Origin of the sequence: Amycolatopsis japonica, from assembly GCF_000732925.1 — a bacterium.
GTDB lineage: Bacteria > Actinomycetota > Actinomycetes > Mycobacteriales > Pseudonocardiaceae > Amycolatopsis > Amycolatopsis japonica.
This window is the reverse complement of the sequence record NZ_CP008953.1, coordinates 313,014-327,493: the sequence shown is the minus strand read 5'-3', so window position 1 is coordinate 327,493 and position 14,480 is coordinate 313,014. Positions and strand designations below refer to the sequence as shown.

The 14,480-nt window shown below is 68.3% G+C and carries 19 protein-coding genes; 8 read left to right on the top strand and 11 right to left on the bottom strand.

Annotated elements, in window-relative coordinates; translation table 11 throughout:
• The first annotated feature begins 43 nt into the window (after positions 1-43).
• Positions 44-940 carry an ABC transporter ATP-binding protein gene (locus AJAP_RS01670; RefSeq protein ID WP_038507711.1) on the top strand — a complete coding sequence of 299 codons (897 nt, stop codon included), beginning with the start codon at positions 44-46 and terminating at the stop codon, positions 938-940.
• On the top strand, positions 937-2,574 hold the full coding sequence (locus AJAP_RS01665; protein WP_051972306.1) for an ABC transporter permease: 1,638 nt from the start codon (positions 937-939) through the stop codon (positions 2,572-2,574). Before AJAP_RS01670 ends, AJAP_RS01665 begins: the two co-directional genes overlap by 4 nt.
• A 51-nt stretch (positions 2,575-2,625) precedes the next feature.
• Here AJAP_RS01665 and AJAP_RS42780 read toward each other — a convergent pair whose 3' ends face one another.
• The 5 genes from AJAP_RS42780 to AJAP_RS01640 form a co-directional block, all read right to left on the bottom strand.
• Positions 2,626-2,949 carry a hypothetical protein gene (locus tag AJAP_RS42780; protein ID WP_073846092.1) on the bottom strand — a complete coding sequence of 108 codons (324 nt, stop codon included), beginning with the start codon at positions 2,947-2,949 and terminating at the stop codon, positions 2,626-2,628.
• A gap of 53 nt (positions 2,950-3,002) precedes the next feature.
• Positions 3,003-3,560, bottom strand: coding sequence for a TetR/AcrR family transcriptional regulator (locus tag AJAP_RS01655; RefSeq protein WP_038507707.1), 558 nt, complete (start codon positions 3,558-3,560; stop codon positions 3,003-3,005).
• 63 nt (positions 3,561-3,623) lie between these two features.
• Complete coding sequence (locus AJAP_RS01650) at positions 3,624-4,409, bottom strand: metal-dependent hydrolase (RefSeq protein ID WP_038507705.1); 786 nt, start codon at positions 4,407-4,409, stop codon at positions 3,624-3,626.
• 54 nt (positions 4,410-4,463) lie between these two features.
• Positions 4,464-4,817 (bottom strand): STAS domain-containing protein, encoded by a 354-nt coding sequence (locus AJAP_RS01645; protein WP_016330770.1) that lies wholly within the window; start codon positions 4,815-4,817, stop codon positions 4,464-4,466.
• 214 nt (positions 4,818-5,031) lie between these two features.
• Complete coding sequence (locus tag AJAP_RS01640) at positions 5,032-5,340, bottom strand: WhiB family transcriptional regulator (protein ID WP_016330769.1); 309 nt, start codon at positions 5,338-5,340, stop codon at positions 5,032-5,034.
• A 136-nt stretch (positions 5,341-5,476) separates the two neighbouring features.
• On the opposite strand from AJAP_RS01640, the gene AJAP_RS01635 reads away from it, so the two are divergent.
• The 3 genes from AJAP_RS01635 to AJAP_RS01625 all read left to right on the top strand — a co-directional run bounded on the left by AJAP_RS01635 (position 5,477) and on the right by AJAP_RS01625 (position 7,166).
• A complete protein-coding gene (locus AJAP_RS01635) occupies positions 5,477-5,893 on the top strand; it encodes an ATP-binding protein (protein WP_016330768.1) in 417 nt (138 codons plus the stop codon).
• Positions 5,890-6,663: a SigB/SigF/SigG family RNA polymerase sigma factor gene (locus AJAP_RS01630; protein ID WP_038507703.1), complete on the top strand. Its 774-nt coding sequence runs from the start codon at positions 5,890-5,892 to the stop codon at positions 6,661-6,663. The genes AJAP_RS01635 and AJAP_RS01630 overlap by 4 nt, the downstream gene beginning before the upstream one ends.
• 77 nt (positions 6,664-6,740) lie before the next feature.
• A complete protein-coding gene (locus AJAP_RS01625) occupies positions 6,741-7,166 on the top strand; it encodes an ATP-binding protein (protein ID WP_038507701.1) in 426 nt (141 codons plus the stop codon).
• Here AJAP_RS01625 and AJAP_RS01620 read toward each other — a convergent pair.
• Positions 7,135-7,611, bottom strand: coding sequence for a MarR family transcriptional regulator (locus tag AJAP_RS01620; RefSeq protein WP_051972305.1), 477 nt, complete (start codon positions 7,609-7,611; stop codon positions 7,135-7,137). The genes AJAP_RS01625 and AJAP_RS01620 overlap by 32 nt on opposite strands.
• Before the next feature lie 55 nt (positions 7,612-7,666).
• Between AJAP_RS01620 and AJAP_RS01615 the strand changes: the two genes are divergently transcribed.
• The gene (locus AJAP_RS01615; RefSeq protein WP_038507699.1) at positions 7,667-8,302 is read left to right on the top strand and encodes a nitroreductase family protein; all 636 of its coding nucleotides are present in this window, start codon (positions 7,667-7,669) and stop codon (positions 8,300-8,302) included.
• On the opposite strand, the gene AJAP_RS01610 is transcribed toward AJAP_RS01615, so the two are convergent.
• On the bottom strand, positions 8,280-8,936 hold the full coding sequence (locus AJAP_RS01610) for an alpha/beta hydrolase (protein WP_038507697.1): 657 nt from the start codon (positions 8,934-8,936) through the stop codon (positions 8,280-8,282). The genes AJAP_RS01615 and AJAP_RS01610 overlap by 23 nt on opposite strands.
• Before the next feature lie 28 nt (positions 8,937-8,964).
• A complete protein-coding gene (locus AJAP_RS01605) occupies positions 8,965-9,633 on the bottom strand; it encodes an HNH endonuclease family protein (RefSeq protein WP_038507695.1) in 669 nt (222 codons plus the stop codon).
• 156 nt (positions 9,634-9,789) lie between these two features.
• Between AJAP_RS01605 and AJAP_RS01600 the strand changes: the two genes are divergently transcribed.
• A complete protein-coding gene (locus AJAP_RS01600) occupies positions 9,790-10,782 on the top strand; it encodes an SEL1-like repeat protein (RefSeq protein WP_038507693.1) in 993 nt (330 codons plus the stop codon).
• On the opposite strand, the gene AJAP_RS01595 is transcribed toward AJAP_RS01600, so the two are convergent.
• Together AJAP_RS01595 and AJAP_RS01590 are read right to left on the bottom strand one after the other, a co-directional pair.
• Positions 10,779-11,672, bottom strand: a complete 894-nt coding sequence (locus AJAP_RS01595; RefSeq protein ID WP_038507691.1) for an SWIM zinc finger family protein — start codon at positions 11,670-11,672, stop codon at positions 10,779-10,781. The two genes, AJAP_RS01600 and AJAP_RS01595, sit on opposite strands and share 4 nt — an antisense overlap.
• Before the next feature lie 5 nt (positions 11,673-11,677).
• Positions 11,678-12,346 (bottom strand): SDR family oxidoreductase, encoded by a 669-nt coding sequence (locus tag AJAP_RS01590; protein WP_148311430.1) that lies wholly within the window; start codon positions 12,344-12,346, stop codon positions 11,678-11,680.
• A 48-nt stretch (positions 12,347-12,394) separates the two neighbouring features.
• On the opposite strand from AJAP_RS01590, the gene AJAP_RS01585 reads away from it, so the two are divergent.
• On the top strand, positions 12,395-12,958 hold the full coding sequence (locus tag AJAP_RS01585) for a TetR family transcriptional regulator (protein WP_038507689.1): 564 nt from the start codon (positions 12,395-12,397) through the stop codon (positions 12,956-12,958).
• On the opposite strand, the gene AJAP_RS42775 is transcribed toward AJAP_RS01585, so the two are convergent.
• On the bottom strand, positions 12,955-14,130 hold the full coding sequence (locus tag AJAP_RS42775; RefSeq protein WP_202965557.1) for a YDG/SRA domain-containing protein: 1,176 nt from the start codon (positions 14,128-14,130) through the stop codon (positions 12,955-12,957). The genes AJAP_RS01585 and AJAP_RS42775 overlap by 4 nt on opposite strands.
• Positions 14,131-14,480: the final 350 nt, after the last annotated feature.

The following is a 14,480-nucleotide window of genomic DNA, read 5'->3' as shown; positions in this document are numbered from 1 at the left end:
TCTTAACTTCACAACTTCGTGAAATCACTGTACCTTCAGCTTCATGGAAAACGCCATCTCCATCTCCGGCCTCCACAAATCCTTCGGCCGGACCAAGGCTTTGGACGGCCTTGACCTGCGGGTACCCGTTGGGGAGGTGCACGGCTTCCTCGGCCCGAACGGCGCGGGGAAGTCGACCACCGTCCGGGTCCTGCTCGGTCTGCTCCACGCGGACTCGGGCGACGTCCGCCTGCTCGGCGGCGACCCATGGAAGGACGCGGCGAGCCTGCACCGGCGCCTCGCCTACGTCCCCGGTGACGTGAACCTCTGGCCCAACCTCTCCGGCGGCGAGGTGATCGATCTGCTGGGGCGCCTGCGGGGCGGGCTCGATCAGCGCCGCCGCAAGGACCTCGTCGAACGCTTCGACCTCGACCCCAAGAAGAAGGGGCGCACCTACTCCAAGGGCAACCGGCAGAAGGTCGCGATCGTGGCCGCGCTGGCCTCGCACGTGGACCTGCTGATCCTCGACGAGCCGACCTCCGGCCTCGACCCGCTGATGGAGGCCACCTTCCAGTACGCGATCCAGGAGGAGCGCGAGCAGGGCCGCACGGTGCTGCTGTCGAGCCACATCCTGGCCGAGGTCGAGGCGCTCTGCGACAAGGTCAGCATCATCCGCAACGGGCGCACCGTCGAGACCGGCACGCTCGCCGAGCTCCGGCACCTCACCAGGACGTCGATCTCGGCCGAACTGGCCGGTCCGCCGAACGGGCTGACCAAACTCCAGAACATCCACGACCTCAAGGTCGAGGGCAACCGGGTCCGCTTCGACGTCGAAACCCGCTCCCTCGACGAAGCGCTGCGGCAGCTCACCCAGGTCGGCGTCCGCAGCCTGACCAGCCAGCCGCCGACGCTGGAGGAGCTGTTCCTCCGCCACTACACCACCGAAGCGAGCGCGAAATGACCGCGACGCTGGAGCGCCCGGCCGTCGTTTCCGGGCCGGCGCACGGACTGGTCGGCACGTGGCAGCTGACCAGGCTGGCGCTGCGGCGGGACCGGATCGTCCTGCCGATCTGGATCGTCCTGCTCGGGATCATGCCCTCGACGTCGTCGGGCACGTTCGAAACCCTGTACCCGACGGCCGCCGAACGGGCCGGGCTCACCGCGAGCATGGGCGCGAACCCGTCCCTTTCGCTGATCTACGGCCCGGCCTTCGACCTCTCGACCGCGGGCGGGTTCACCGCGTGGCGGCTCGGCGGTTTCCTCGCCCTGGTCGTCGGGCTGATGGCGGTCTTCACCGTCACCCGCCACACCAGGGCCGAGGAGGACTCGGGCCGCGCGGAACTGCTGGCCTCCGCGGTGGTCGGCCGGTACGCCCTGCTGACCGCGGGTGTGCTGGTGTCCGCCGGGGCGAGTGTCCTCATCGGACTCGTCGAGACCGGGCTGATGATCGGCGCGAAGCTGCCCGTCGAAGGCTCGCTCGCGCTCGGCGCCGCCACCGCGGTGACCGGTCTGGTCTTCACGGCGGTCGCCGCGGTCGCCGTCCAGGTGGCCGAGTATTCGCGGACGGCCAACGGGATCGGCGCCACCGCCGTCGGGGTAGCGTTCCTGCTGCGCGCCGTCGGCGACTCGACCTCCGACGCGGGCTGGGTCTCGTGGCTTTCCCCGATCGGGTGGGCGCAGCGGATCCGGCCGTTCGCCGACGAACGGTGGTGGGTGCTCCTGCTGCCGCTGGCCGCGACCGTGGTCGTCGGCGCGATCGGTTACGCGCTCCTTCCGCGCCGCGACGTCGGCACCGGCATCATCCCGCCGCGTCCCGGGCCCGCCGAAGCCGCGGCGTCGCTGCGGAGCCCGTTCGCGCTGGCGTGGCGGCTGCACCGGGGTCCGTTGATCGGCTGGCTGATCGGCACGGCGGTCTGCGCCGCGGTGTTCGGCTCGGTCGCGAGCGGCATCGGCGACGTCGTCGGGGAAAGCCAGCAGGCGAAGGAGATCTTCCAGCGCCTCGGCGGCACGGACGGGTTGATCGACGCCTTCATGGCGGCGATGACCGGACTGTTCGCCATGGTCATCGCGCTCTACGGGGTGCAGGCCGCGTTGCGGCTGCGTGCCGAGGAGACCGCGGTACGGGTCGAGCCGCTGCTCGCGACGGGCGTGGGCAGGATGCGGCTGCTGGGGAGCCATCTCGTGTTCGCGTTCGGCGGCACGGCGCTGATGATGGTCGTCAGCGGTGTCCTCTTGGGACTGTCGAACGGGATGCGGTCCGGCGGTGTCGGCGACGCGGTCGGCGACATGGTCGTCGCGTCGCTCGCGCAGCTTCCGGCGGTGTGGGTGATCACCGGGCTCGCCGTGACGCTCTTCGGCCTGACGCCGAAGTTCACGACGGCGGCGTGGGCGATCGCGGGGCTGGCGTTGCTGCTCAGCCTGTTCGGCCCGGTGCTGAACCTGCCACAGGCGATCGTGGACGCCTCACCGTTCTCGCACGTTCCGAAGCTGCCCGCCGCGGAGTTCACCGCGACACCGCTGGTCTGGCTGACCGGGGTCGCCGTGGTCGCGCTCGTGGCCGGGCTCATGGGCTGGCGGCGTCGCGACGTCGGCTAGCCACAGGGGATGACCGTGGAGGCCGTTCATCGGGGGCGGCCTTCACGGTCCTCAGTCGCTTCGGAACCCGGTGGTCGTCGAAGGCGGAAGCACCGTCGATGTCGGTGTGGGTGTCACGGTCCGGGTCACCGTGCGCGGCGCCGGTGTGCTGGTCCGCGTGATGACGAGCGGCTCCGGAGCGCTCCCCGGCACGGTCACCGTGACCGGCCCGACCGAACGGGACGTCGAAGTCGGGGACGGGGTCGTGCCGACTTCGTAGACGCGGGGTTGTGGCTCGCGGCCGGCGACCAGAAGTGCGGCGACGAGCAGCCCGGTCGCGAGACCCGCGATGGCCGCGACCGTGACGGAACCGGTGGTGGGACCCTGACTGGACATCCGGCACCCCCTCGCCATGCGAAGCGCAGGTACGAGGACTTCTCGCGTTGATCTTACGTTTTGTTACGTAGCGTGCGCAAACCGTCGACAATGATCCGCACGAGATGCCGCTCTTCGAGTGAGTACCGTTCGGCGGCGAGGCACCCGGCGATCAGGGCGCGCAGATCGTCGCCGTCGATGTCCTCGCGCACCGCGCCCGCGGCCTGTGCCCGCGTCAGCAGCGCCTGCGTCGCCGAGCGGAATTCGTCGCCCGCGCCCGCCTTGAAACCCAGTCCGGTCGTCTCGGCGAGCGCGTCGCAGAGGGCCCGGTTACGGGACGCCTGCTGGACGACGCGTCTGAAGAAGTCGAAGAACGCTTCGCCGGGGTCTTCGGCGGTCAGCAACTCGCGGGCTTCCCGCGCGAACTGTTCGAGACGGTCCACGACGACGGCCTGGAAGAGCGCTTCCTTACTGGGGAAATGCCGGTAGACGGTGCCCGCGCCGACACCGGCCATGCGGGCGATCTCGTCGAGGGGGACGGCGAGGCCGTCGACGGCGAAGGCCTCTTCGGCGGCCGCGAGCACCTTCGCTCGGTTGCGGCGCGCGTCGGCGCGCAGCACGGGCTTGTCCACTGTTCCCCCTCCTCAACCGGGTCCGGCGTTCCGATTCAACGCCGGCGGCGACGAGGGCATTCCTCACTGCACCGCGGTCTGCGTCCCGTCCGGTGTCAGCAACCCTTGGACTGTGGTGAAGAGGTACTCCCAGACACCCGGGATCAGCACCACCGCGGCGACCGCGAACACCGGGAAGATCAGCCGGTTCTCCACCTTCTTGCCGGTGCGGAACCGCAGCGGCTTCGGCGGCCGGATCTCGTACCAGGTCTCGCCCGCGATCGGGATCGGGAACAGGAACGGGCAGCCGGACTCGGTCAGCGCGTCGCCGAGGCAGTGCACGAAACACCCGGCCGCGACGGCGATGCCGAGCCAGCCGGAGATCTCCGCGAGCTGCGCCGCCTTGTCCGGCGGGGCGGTCCACACCCACCAGCCGACGGCCGCGCCGCTGACCGGCAGGAGCCAGTCGCCGAGCGCGCCTTCCGCGAGCAGCAGGCCGAGGACGACGACGCCGAACACGGCCCAAGGCCCGCCCTCGGCGGTTCCCCACGAGGTCAGGAAGCCGAGGCCGACGGCGAACAGGACGGTGTGCGAGAGATGGCGGTGCTTACCGGTGACCTTCTCGTCCCGAGGTCCCTTGGTCAGCGCGTAGAGCGCCGCCGAAACGCGGCGAAGCAGCCATGAGATCGCGCCGGTGAACCAGCCGAGCAGCTTCGACGCGCGAGCGCCCGGGTGGTCGAGATCGGGGAGGAGGGCGAAACCCGCCGTGGTCGCGGCGAAGACGACCGCTTGGTGCACCGTGCCCGCTCCGACGGCGGGCGCGAGCGCGAGGCCCGCGCACCACCCCGTCAGGGCATGCGTCCGCCCCATCATCTTGCTGCCCCCAGGTGTCGCGGATCACGAGCCCACGACCGTAGCGGGGGATCAGGCGGGGGGCTCCTCCGACACGCTGAGGTGCTCGGCGACGCCGGTGAGCTCGATCACGCGGCTCACCTGGGGGCTGGGCACCAGTTCGAGCTCGACCGCCTTCTCGGCGGCCTGGCGCTGCGCCTGGAGCACCACGTTCAGCGCCGAGGAGTCGAAGAAGGTCACGCCGGTCAGGTCGGCGACCACCCGGCCGGACGGTTTGTCCGTGATCAGGGCCCCGAGGGTCTCCTGAAGCTGCGGGCTCGTCAGCAGGTCGAGCTCACCGGTGACCACCACACGCGGTTCAGACGCGTCGGCGTCCAGCGTGATGCTGAAACCGGGCGGCGTGGTGTTCTGGTCCGCTGCGGGCATGCACATTCTCCTCATCAGGTGAGAACCGACGCTCAGCGCCGGAACGCGCCTGTGGTCTCAAGCGACGGCCGCGCCCAGTCCGGACACGGACGCACGCTCTTCTTCGGCGGGTAGGCGTGGCTGTCCCCGCAACGACAGTCCCAACCCTAACCCAGTACGGACGGGGCGCCACGATCGCCGTCGTGCGCGTCGCCGACCGGTGCCCGGGGCGCGCTCAATGCGCGGTCAAGGCCTTGCGCCCGGCGCGGCGTTCGCGGAGGAACAGCTCGCGACGCTCGATCTCGCCGAGGCCACCCCAGATGCCGTACGGCTCCTGCACCGCGAGCGCGTGCTTACGGCACTGCGCCAGCACGGGGCAGGTGTGGCAGATCGCCTTGGCGCGCGATTCGCGCCGCTCGCGGGCGGAACCGCGTTCGTTGTCCGTGTGGAAGAACAAGCTGCTGTCCGCGCCTCGGCACGACCCACGGAGCTGCCAGTCCCACTCTTCCGCCACCACGTTCGGCAGCCGGCTCACGTCAGCCATGTCGGTCCCCGCCTTCCAAGGAGATCGTTTGTCGCCGGTTACATGCCCGCCCCCTGCACGGCTCAAACGTGGGTTTGGTTTGCTCACACCCAGGGCATCTGACGGATCGGCAGCGCAGCTCGAGAGAGGAACACACGTGGTGGACAACACCCCGCCCGGCGGGGAGGGCGCTCAACTCATCGAGGTACGCACGGCCGCGGTACCGCACGTGGTACCCACTCTCCGTACGATCGTCGCGGATATCGCGATGCGCCAGGACTTCGATCTGGACGCCGTCGAAGACCTCCGGATGGCGGTGGACGAGGCCTGCTCCATGCTGCTCCCCTCGGCCGCCGACGGCCATCTGACCTGCGTCTTCTCGTGGAAGGACGGGCGGATCGAGGTGACCGTCTCGGTGCTTTCGGACTCCCCGGAGCCCGACGACGAGACCGGTCTGTCCTGGCAGCTGCTCACCGCGCTCGCGACGTCCGCGCGGCGGAGTGTCACCCCGGCCGACGGCGGCTACCTGTCCAGGGTGGAACTCATCCGGGAGAGCGAGGCGGCCCGGCCGTGACCGAACCCGTCGAGCAAGACGGCGCGGATGTCCCGGTCCTGTTCGAGCGCATGTGCGCGCTGCCCCCGAACGCCCCCGAGCGCGAGGCGCTGCGGGACGAGCTGGTGCGCGCGCACCTCGAACTCGCGCGCAATCTGGCGCGCAAGTTCCGCAACCGGGACGAGTCGATGGAGGATCTGGTCCAGATCGCGACGATCGGGCTGATCCACGCCGTCGATCGGTTCGATCCCGGTCAGGGCAGCGACTTCCTGGCCTTCGCGGTCCCCACGATCTCCGGTGAGCTGCGGCATCACTTCCGCGACAACAGCTGGTCGGTCCGGGTGCCGCGGCGGCTCAAGGAGCTGAACGCGAACATCTCGGCCGTGCGCGAGGAGCTCACCGTCCGGCTCTCGCGCGCGCCGAAACCCAGTGAGATCGCCGCGCATCTCGGCGTCCCGATCGACGAGGTCTACGAGGGCCTCCGGGCCGGTCAAGGCCGCTATGGGGCTTCGCTGGACAACCTCCTGGAGAACTCGGCGCACACCCGCTTCGGCGAGGCTGACGCGAATCTGAGCCAGGCTGAGCTGCGCGAGGCGCTGCGGCCGATGCTGGAGCGGCTGCCCGATCGCGAGCGCAAGATCGTCGCGCTGCGGTTCGGGTCCGGGATGAGCCAGTCGGATATCGCGCGCCGTGTCGGGGTTTCCCAGATGCAGGTGTCGAGATTGCTGGCCGCCACGCTCAAGAAACTGCGTGAAGGACTGACCGAGACGGAACTCACCGACGGAGTCTGATTCGACCTCGGCCCTTGTGGGTATCAGGGAGGCGAACAGCGGATCTGGGAGTCTCTCGTGAGGGGAGGTGCGGAACCATGACGATGTCCAAGACGCGATCGGAGGGCTCGTTGCCGGTGGTCTCCCTGCCCCTGCCGGTCGATGTGACGGCCCCCGCCGTCGCGCGACAGGCCGTGCGGGCGACTCTCGGCGGCCTCGGCCTCGACGGACCGGAAGTCGACGACGTCCTCTTGGCCACCTCCGAGCTCGTCACGAACGCCTTCGAGCATGGGGAGAAGCCGGACAGGCTCGAGGTCGAATACTCCGACGGAAGGCTCACCCTGCGGGTCTTCGACTCCGGGACGAGCCGGCCGAAGCTGAAGGAACCGTCACCGATGGCGGCGCGCAGCCGCGGTCTTCAGCTGGTGCACGCGTTGTCCGACGACTGGGGACACGAGCTCTGCTCCGGCGGCAAGTACGTCTGGGCCGTGTTCAGTCTTGCTCGGGCCGACGCTTCAGCTTGAGCGCGGCGTCCGTCTCGGCGATGCGCTCACGGAGCGATTTCCGCTCCAACGCTTCGACGGCGGCGACCAGTACTTCCCTGAGCGGGTACGGCAGTTCGGCTTCCAGCTGGGCGGCCGCGGCGCTGGTCGCCGCCCATTCCGCTTCGAGCGTCGGCATCAGGCCGAGTGTCTTCTCGGTCAGCGAGACGATCCTCTGCCGGGCGTCGGTCCCAGGCCGGAGCGAGACGAGGTCCTGGCGTGCCATCTGCGCGATGGTCTGGCTGGCCGCGGAATGGGTGACGCCGACTTCGGCGGCGAGGTCGCGGATGGGCAGCGGCCCGTGCTCGACGATCGCGCGGACGAACGGCGTGAACCGCGGCCGGTAGTCCCCCAGCCCGATGTCCTCGAAGAACGCGGAGACGTCCGCCTCGGTCACGTCGAGGACGTGCCTGAGCAAAGTGCCCATCCCTCGTTCGCGCGGCGGCCTCCCCACCAGCGGATCATAACGACATACTTCTGAGATGACGCCCGAAGAGCTGCTGACGACCACCCGGACCGTCCGCAAACGACTGGACCTGACCCGGCCGGTGCCTCTCGAACTGGTCAAACACGCCCTGCAGGTCGCGCTGCAGGCACCGAGCGGGTCGAACACCCAGCGCTGGCACTGGCTGGTGATCACCGATCCCGGGCAGCGGGCCGAACTCGGGAAGCTCTACCAGCGGGCGTGCCGCGAGTACCTGGATTCCCCTCGGGCGGCGGGAAAGCTGTTCGCGGACGACCCGGAGCGGTCGAAGGTGCAGCAGCGCGTCGGCTCCAGCGTCGAGTACCTCGCCGACAAGATGGGCGAAGTGCCCGTGCACGTCATCCCGTGCCTGGAGACGAACAGCGCGGACCTGCCCGCCGGGAACCAGGCCGGGCTGTGGGGGAACCTGCTGCCGGCGGTGTGGAGCTACATGCTCGCGGCGCGGGCGGTCACGCTCGGCACCGCGTGGACGACGCTGCACCTCGCGTACGAGAAGGAGGCTGCGGAGATCCTCGGCCTGCCCGAGAACGTGCACCAGGCCGCGCTCATCCCGACGGCGTTCTACACCGGCGACACCTTCAAGCCCGCCGCGCGTCAGCCGCTCGAAGACGTCATGCGGCTGGATCGCTGGTGAGGTAGGACTCCAGCCGGTCCGCCAGTTCCTTGGGGTGGCTCAAGGGCACGGAGTGAGAGCCGTCGATCTCGTCGGGGGCGAAACCGAGCCTGTCCTGGACGACCCGGCGTTGGAACTCGGGCGCGAAGAAGCGGTCTTCGCGCGCGATGAGCACCTTCGTCGGGACGTCCGGCCACTTGCCCAGCGGCCATGGCTGTCCCCATTCGGCGCTGACCTGGTTCCGGGCGTGCGAGCCCGCCTCCGCGACGATGTCCGCGGGGACGCCGTTGTAGAACTGCTCTTCTTCGCTGAGGCTTTCGTCGGACTTGAAACCCGTGTTGCCCCACCAGTCCCCCGGCGACTCGCCCGGCTTCGGGACCATCGGCGTCAGCATCACGAGCAGCCGCGGCGAAAGCTTCTCGGCCACCAGCGGCGCGGTGAAGCCGCCATAGGAATGGCCGAGCACGACCAGGTCCCCGCGATCGCCGATGGCGTTCACGACGGCTTCCACGTGTTCCGGGAAGCCCGCCTTTTCGTCGTCGATCGGCAGGTTCACCGCGACGACGTCGTGCCCGCGCCCGGTCAGTTCCGCCTCGAGGAGGTGGAAGTCCCAGGCGCTGCCGCCACCGCCATGGATCAGTACGAAGGTCGCCATGGCCCCAGCCAACCCGAAGCCGGGCGGATCAGCAACGACCGAGCATGTCGCTGAGCGCGCTCTTCTCCGCTGTCGTGATCGTGAGGCCGTAGTAGTGCTTCACGGTGATCCAGTCGGTGGCGTAGGTGCACCAGAACGAGACGAGCGGCGGCTTCCACTGGTCCGGCGCCTTGTCGCTCTTCTCCTGGTTGACGTTGTCGGTGACGGCGAACAGCTGCGGCCGGGTCAGGTCGTTCGCGAACTGGCGCCGCTTCTCGTCGGTCCACGATTTCGCGCCGCTGACCCAGCTTTGCGCGAGCGGCACCATGTGGTCGATGTCGACGTCGGTCGGTTTGGTCCAGGTCTCGCCGTCGTAGATGCTCGTCCAGCTGCCGGAGGTCGGGGCGCAGTCGGAGCCGGCCTTGACGTCCTTGCCGTCGCGTTTGAGCACGAACTCGCGGGTGTTGCAGTTGTTCCCCTGGTTGTCCCAATGCGGGTACTTCTTGCGGTCGTAGCCGTCCATCGAACCGCGCGGGGCGACGGTGAGCTCGTCCAGCTGCTTGCGCGCGTCGGCCGCGCTCGCCGGGTTCGCGGGCTTCGGCTGCAGCGCGTCGCCCTTGCCGCTCACGAACCAGAACACCGCGAGCACGACGGCGGCGAGGGTGATCAGCAGGAGCAACCGCTGAGCAGTGGTCATCTGGCTGGTACGCGTGGCCACCGCGCGGTTCCTCTCGACGGGGGATGGGGAGCGCCAAGTATCGCCGCGCGGCGGGCGGAAACCGGGCGCGACACGGCGATGACACCCGGTAGTTGTTGTCACATCGGGGCCCTGAGCAGCGACTACCCCAGGGACGCTGCCGGAAGGAGCGGGCTTGTGGGCGCCGAAAAACGTAAATGGAACACCAGGGTCGACGACTATCTGAACCGGAAGGCCGCGGAACGCGGGCACGTGATCGCCATGGCACGTATGGGATCCACCGCGCTGGAGCGTGGTGATCTCGACGGGGCCGAGACGTGGTTCCGCAAGGCCGCCGAGGGCGGGGACAGGGTCGCGATGGGCAACCTGGCGCATCTCCTGAACGAGCGCGGCGTGCCGGAACAGGCCGAACGCTGGTATCGCGAAGCCGCGACCGCCGGTGATTCGCATGCCATGTCGCATCTGGGAAATCTCTGCGCGCGCCGAGGGGATCGGGAGGCGGCGGAGGACTGGTGGCGCCGGGCCGCCGCCGAGGGCCGGGTCGAGGCGATGGCGGAACTCGCGCGATCGAGGCACCGCGGTGGCGATCTCGAGGAAGCCGAGTACTGGGCGGGCGAGGCCGCCGAGGCGGGCAACGTCGAAGGCATGATCACGCTCGGCGCGGTGCTGTGCGACACCGGCCGGACGTCCGAAGCGGATCCCTGGTGGCGCAAGGCGAGCGAAGAGGCCGACGCCGCGTCGCTGATCAAACTCGGCCATCAGGCGCAGCAACGAGGCGACCTCACGCGCGCCGAAAGCTGCTTCCACGCGGCCGCGGCCGCCGGTGCCCCCGACGCCGCCGTCCGCCTCGGTCTGGTGCTGCACCGCCGCGGCGAACTCGACGCCGCCGAACGCTGGTATCTCAAGGCCGCCAAACGAGGCGACGCCGCCGCGATGACGAACCTGGGCGTGCTGGCCAACGACCGGAACGACCCCGGTGAGGCCACCGCCTGGTACCGGAAGGCCGCGGAACTCGGCAGCGTTCCCGCGTACACCAACCTCGGCAGGCTGGCCGCCGACCACGGCAACTTCCAGGAGGCCGAACACTGGTTCCGCGCGGCCGCCGACACCGGCGACCAGGCGGGCCTACGGGATCTGGAGGAGCTGTACCGCAACCGCCAGCGGTATTAGGCCTTCCAGTTCCGCATCGCCGCGAACCCTTCGCGCAGCCGCTGGAGCTTGCGGCTGCGATACGGGTCCTCGCCGTCGTCGAGCCGCCACCGCTCCTCGACGCCGGCGCGGAACACCGCGAGCCCCTCGAAACCGAGGCCCGCGGTGAAGTCCGCGATGTTCACGTCGACGCGGCCGGAACCGTCGAGATCCAGCCGTAGCAACCACTCCGCGAGCTCCTTGGGCTCCGGCGGCGTGTCCGCGCAGGCTTCCGCGTACAGCGCGAGCGCGCCCGACACCTCGGAGCCGAGCACGCCGAAGGAGTCCTCGACGAAGTCCAGTGCCTCCACGACCAGCTCGATGACGCGGCACAGCAGCGGCCCGTCCATGAGTTCCCTGGCGGTGGCGAGCACCTCGCGCACCTTCTCGGTGTACGCGACCGTGCCCTGGAAGCCGACGAAACCGCGCAACCGCAACGTTCCCTCGACGTGGCGGCGCAACGCGTCGAGGTCGCCGCGGCCCGCCTTGAGCGAGAGTTTGCGGAACAGGACCGGATCTTCGTTCGCGTGCCCGACGAGCAGCTCGATCAGCTCGTCGCGGTCCAGCGTCTCGACGTACCCGCGGATGTCGGCGGCGCCGCCGTCCGCCACCCCTTCGAGGACCAGCAACCCGACTGCCACGCAGTGCTTGCAGAAGAAGCCGTCCGCCGCGTGCGGACAGGAGCACTCGCCGACCAGCTCGCCGTCGACGTTGCGCAACCGGACCGTGTAGCGGTCGGTGCCGCTGACCACGGCCGTCACCCCGCCCGCGACGTCGTCCAGCGTCTCGACCGACTCCAGGTACTTGGCGCCACGCGCGAACGAGACGTCACCGGCCTGCCTGCGGAGTTCGTCCTCGCTGAACCACGTCACCCGGCCTATTCTGCGCCTTGCGCCGGCGGACCGAGGAACAACCCACCGCTCGCGTCGAGGACCTGCCCGGTCACCCACCGGGCGTCGTCGGAAACGAGGAACGCGACGACGTCCGCGATGTCCTCCGCGGTGCCGAGCCTTCGGTGCGCGGTGAGCGTCTTTATGGCGGCCTCCAGCTCCGGCGTGAAGATCTGGCCGTTGTCCGCGGTCCTGGTGGCGCCCGGCGCGACGACGTTGACCGTGATCCCGCGCGGCCCGAGCTGGTGGGCGAGGGTGCGACTCATCGTCTCGAGCGCGCCCTTGGTCATCGCAAAGGACGTCTGCGCCGGGTTGGCCATCCTGGTGGCGACCGACGAGATGTTGACGATGCGGCCGCCGTCGTTCAGCGGTGCCCGCTGGATGAGGAAGTACGGCGCCTTCACGTTCACCGCCATCAGGTGGTCGAACGCTTCGGGCGTGTCGGTCCCGATCGGCCCTCCCGGTGCGGCCGCCGCGTTGTTGACCAGGATGTCCAGGCTGTCGATGCCCTCCAGGGCCTTGTCGACTCCGTCCATGGTCGACAAGTCGGCCTGCTCGCTTGAGCGCTTGATCGTTCGTATGCCGTCTTTCTCGAGCCGCCGCGCGATCGCCGCCCCGATCCCCCGCGACGCTCCGGTCACCAATGCCGTCTTCATTGCGCACCCTCAGATGTTAGTGACTAACACTTTGATAGTGTCTACCACGTGAGCCTCCGAGACCGCCAGCGCGCCGAAACCCGGCTCGCTGTCCAGACGCACGCGATCCGCCTCTTCACCGACGTCGGCTACGACGCGACCACGGTCGCCGACGTCGCCGCGGCCGCCGGCGTCTCGGCGATGACGGTCTACCGGCACTTCCCGACGAAGGAGGACCTGGTCCTCTACGACGAATACGACCCCGTGACCGCTTCTGCCGTCGCTGCCGCCCCTCCTGGGCCCTTGTCTGCGCGGATCGGACACGCGCTCTCGGAGACGGCCGCTCACGGGTCTTCTTCGGAGAAGGCGTTCCTGCTGGCGCGGCTACGGCTGATGATCTCGGTGCCGGCGCTGAGGGCGCGGCATCTGGACAGCCAGTACGCGACGGCCGATGCGATCGTGGCCGCCCTCGGTTGCTCTCCCGAGGAGGAGTTTCGGGTGCGGGCTACGGCTATGGCATGCCTTGGGGCGGCGCATGTCGCGCTGCTTCGGTGGGCGGAGACGGACGGGGAGGCGGATCTGGCGGGGCTGATCCGGGAGGCCCTGACCAGCGTCTTTGAGAGCGGATCTTAAGTGTAGTGCTCCCGATGGTAATCGAGATGATCCTTATCAATGTGGTGATCCACATGCTGACGCAACTCGCTCACCACCTCGCCATGCACGACGACTTTCATATCCTCACTAATCACCATGGCTCCATAGTCAAACAGCACATGACAATTAGGGCATAGGCAAAGGACATTCGAGTAGACATCCGGACCATTGTGCGGGCGCCCAAGACCGCGGATATGAGCTCCCTCGGAATAGGCTTTGTCGCCAATCCTAAGTCGAACCCCACAAGTCTGACACACGTCGTCATGCACTTGTTTCACATAGTTGACCACCTGGGTGGACCTAACCAAACGCTGAACCTTGGCCGCAACCCGGGCAGGAGCATCGTTACCTGCAGGAATCGGCAGCAACGCCTGAGTTTGCGGCTCCGCAGCCATCACGGTCCCGACCGCCAGCTTTATCATGCGGAACTGGCAAACCATGAAGCCCGCTTCACCAGGCTGACGCCACACCTCGGCAACCCGGTAAAGGCCGTCATAGCGAAGACCCGAATCTGGCGCATAGGAGGATTTCTTGTCGGCGCCACGGATCACCCGAACAGGCTCACCAGTAACACTGCTTGTCACCAAAGCAGCGTTTCCGCTGGCCTTGAAGCTTTGATCTTCAATCTGCTTGCCTGACGGACTCCGCCCGCCATGGCCGGTATAGATGATCTCGTCACCAAAGTCCTTGTCGTCCGAGTACCCACCAGAGACAACTATGGACTTTGCTCCAGTATCGCCTTTCCCGGAAATGCCAGCCTGAAGCTGCTTGTGGACTCCACGATCGAACGCGTCTCGCCGGTTGACGAACGTAGTCCCCTCAGGGATACCAGGGATCTCCCCGAACCCTTCTCCGCCGACAGCCAGCCGGTGAGTCTCGACGTTCCTGAACTCGAACCCGAGACGACCCAGGCGAGCAATCAGTTTTTCTTCCGCTGCCCCCACGTCATCCGCACCGAGCTCCGCGCCGACCGCTGAGCGGTGCGCTGCCAGCACGAGCACTTTCGCGTCGTAATCCGATCCCTCGTGCATCACCACGTAGCGAGATGCACGCGTCACACCCTGCAGACGCCTGAAGCGCTCTGCACCAACGTTGTCGTGCTCAGCGATCGCCGCAAGCACCGCTTCTCGAGAGATGTCTTTCAAGCCCACAACAAGACGTTAGGCCAACTTGCGGCAGCGCAACACCCTCAACCGGACGAACATCAACTTTGCCTTGGCCTCACGCTCGCGGTACTCACTCCGCGGAGCCCATACCCCGCCCGAAGAGCAGGATCGGCAAATAGCATTGCACTATGTTGACTCATCAGTCATAGTTACAGCACTCGACCAATCTCAGGAGCAGCCATGATGAACATGCACGAGCGAAAGGCGCAGCGTTGGCATTCAGCCGTCGCGCCCACCGCCGTATGTCCGTCGCGCTGTTCCTGGCGAGGCTCACACCGGGCTGACCAGCGAGTTCTTGCCGACAAAGGCTCCCCATCATGACGCCATAGCGCGTG

Bases quoted from the DNA above. Each gene is read 5' to 3' on its own strand.
- AJAP_RS01645 (WP_016330770.1), bottom strand. From the start codon at position 4,817: ATGCCCGCAGCGGACCAGAACACCACGCCGCCCGGTTTCAGCATCACG.
- AJAP_RS01640 (WP_016330769.1), bottom strand. From the start codon at position 5,340: ATGGCTGACGTGAGCCGGCTGCCGAACGTGGTGGCGGAAGAGTGGGAC.
- AJAP_RS01670 (WP_038507711.1), top strand. From the start codon at position 44: ATGGAAAACGCCATCTCCATCTCCGGCCTCCACAAATCCTTCGGCCGG.
- AJAP_RS01610 (WP_038507697.1), bottom strand. From the start codon at position 8,936: ATGGCGACCTTCGTACTGATCCATGGCGGTGGCGGCAGCGCCTGGGAC.
- AJAP_RS01620 (WP_051972305.1), bottom strand. From the start codon at position 7,611: ATGGGCACTTTGCTCAGGCACGTCCTCGACGTGACCGAGGCGGACGTC.
- AJAP_RS01625 (WP_038507701.1), top strand. From the start codon at position 6,741: ATGACGATGTCCAAGACGCGATCGGAGGGCTCGTTGCCGGTGGTCTCC.
- AJAP_RS01650 (WP_038507705.1), bottom strand. From the start codon at position 4,409: ATGGGGCGGACGCATGCCCTGACGGGGTGGTGCGCGGGCCTCGCGCTC.
- AJAP_RS01615 (WP_038507699.1), top strand. From the start codon at position 7,667: ATGACGCCCGAAGAGCTGCTGACGACCACCCGGACCGTCCGCAAACGA.
- AJAP_RS42780 (WP_073846092.1), bottom strand. From the start codon at position 2,949: ATGTCCAGTCAGGGTCCCACCACCGGTTCCGTCACGGTCGCGGCCATC.
- AJAP_RS01665 (WP_051972306.1), top strand. From the start codon at position 937: ATGACCGCGACGCTGGAGCGCCCGGCCGTCGTTTCCGGGCCGGCGCAC.
- AJAP_RS01590 (WP_148311430.1), bottom strand. From the start codon at position 12,346: ATGAAGACGGCATTGGTGACCGGAGCGTCGCGGGGGATCGGGGCGGCG.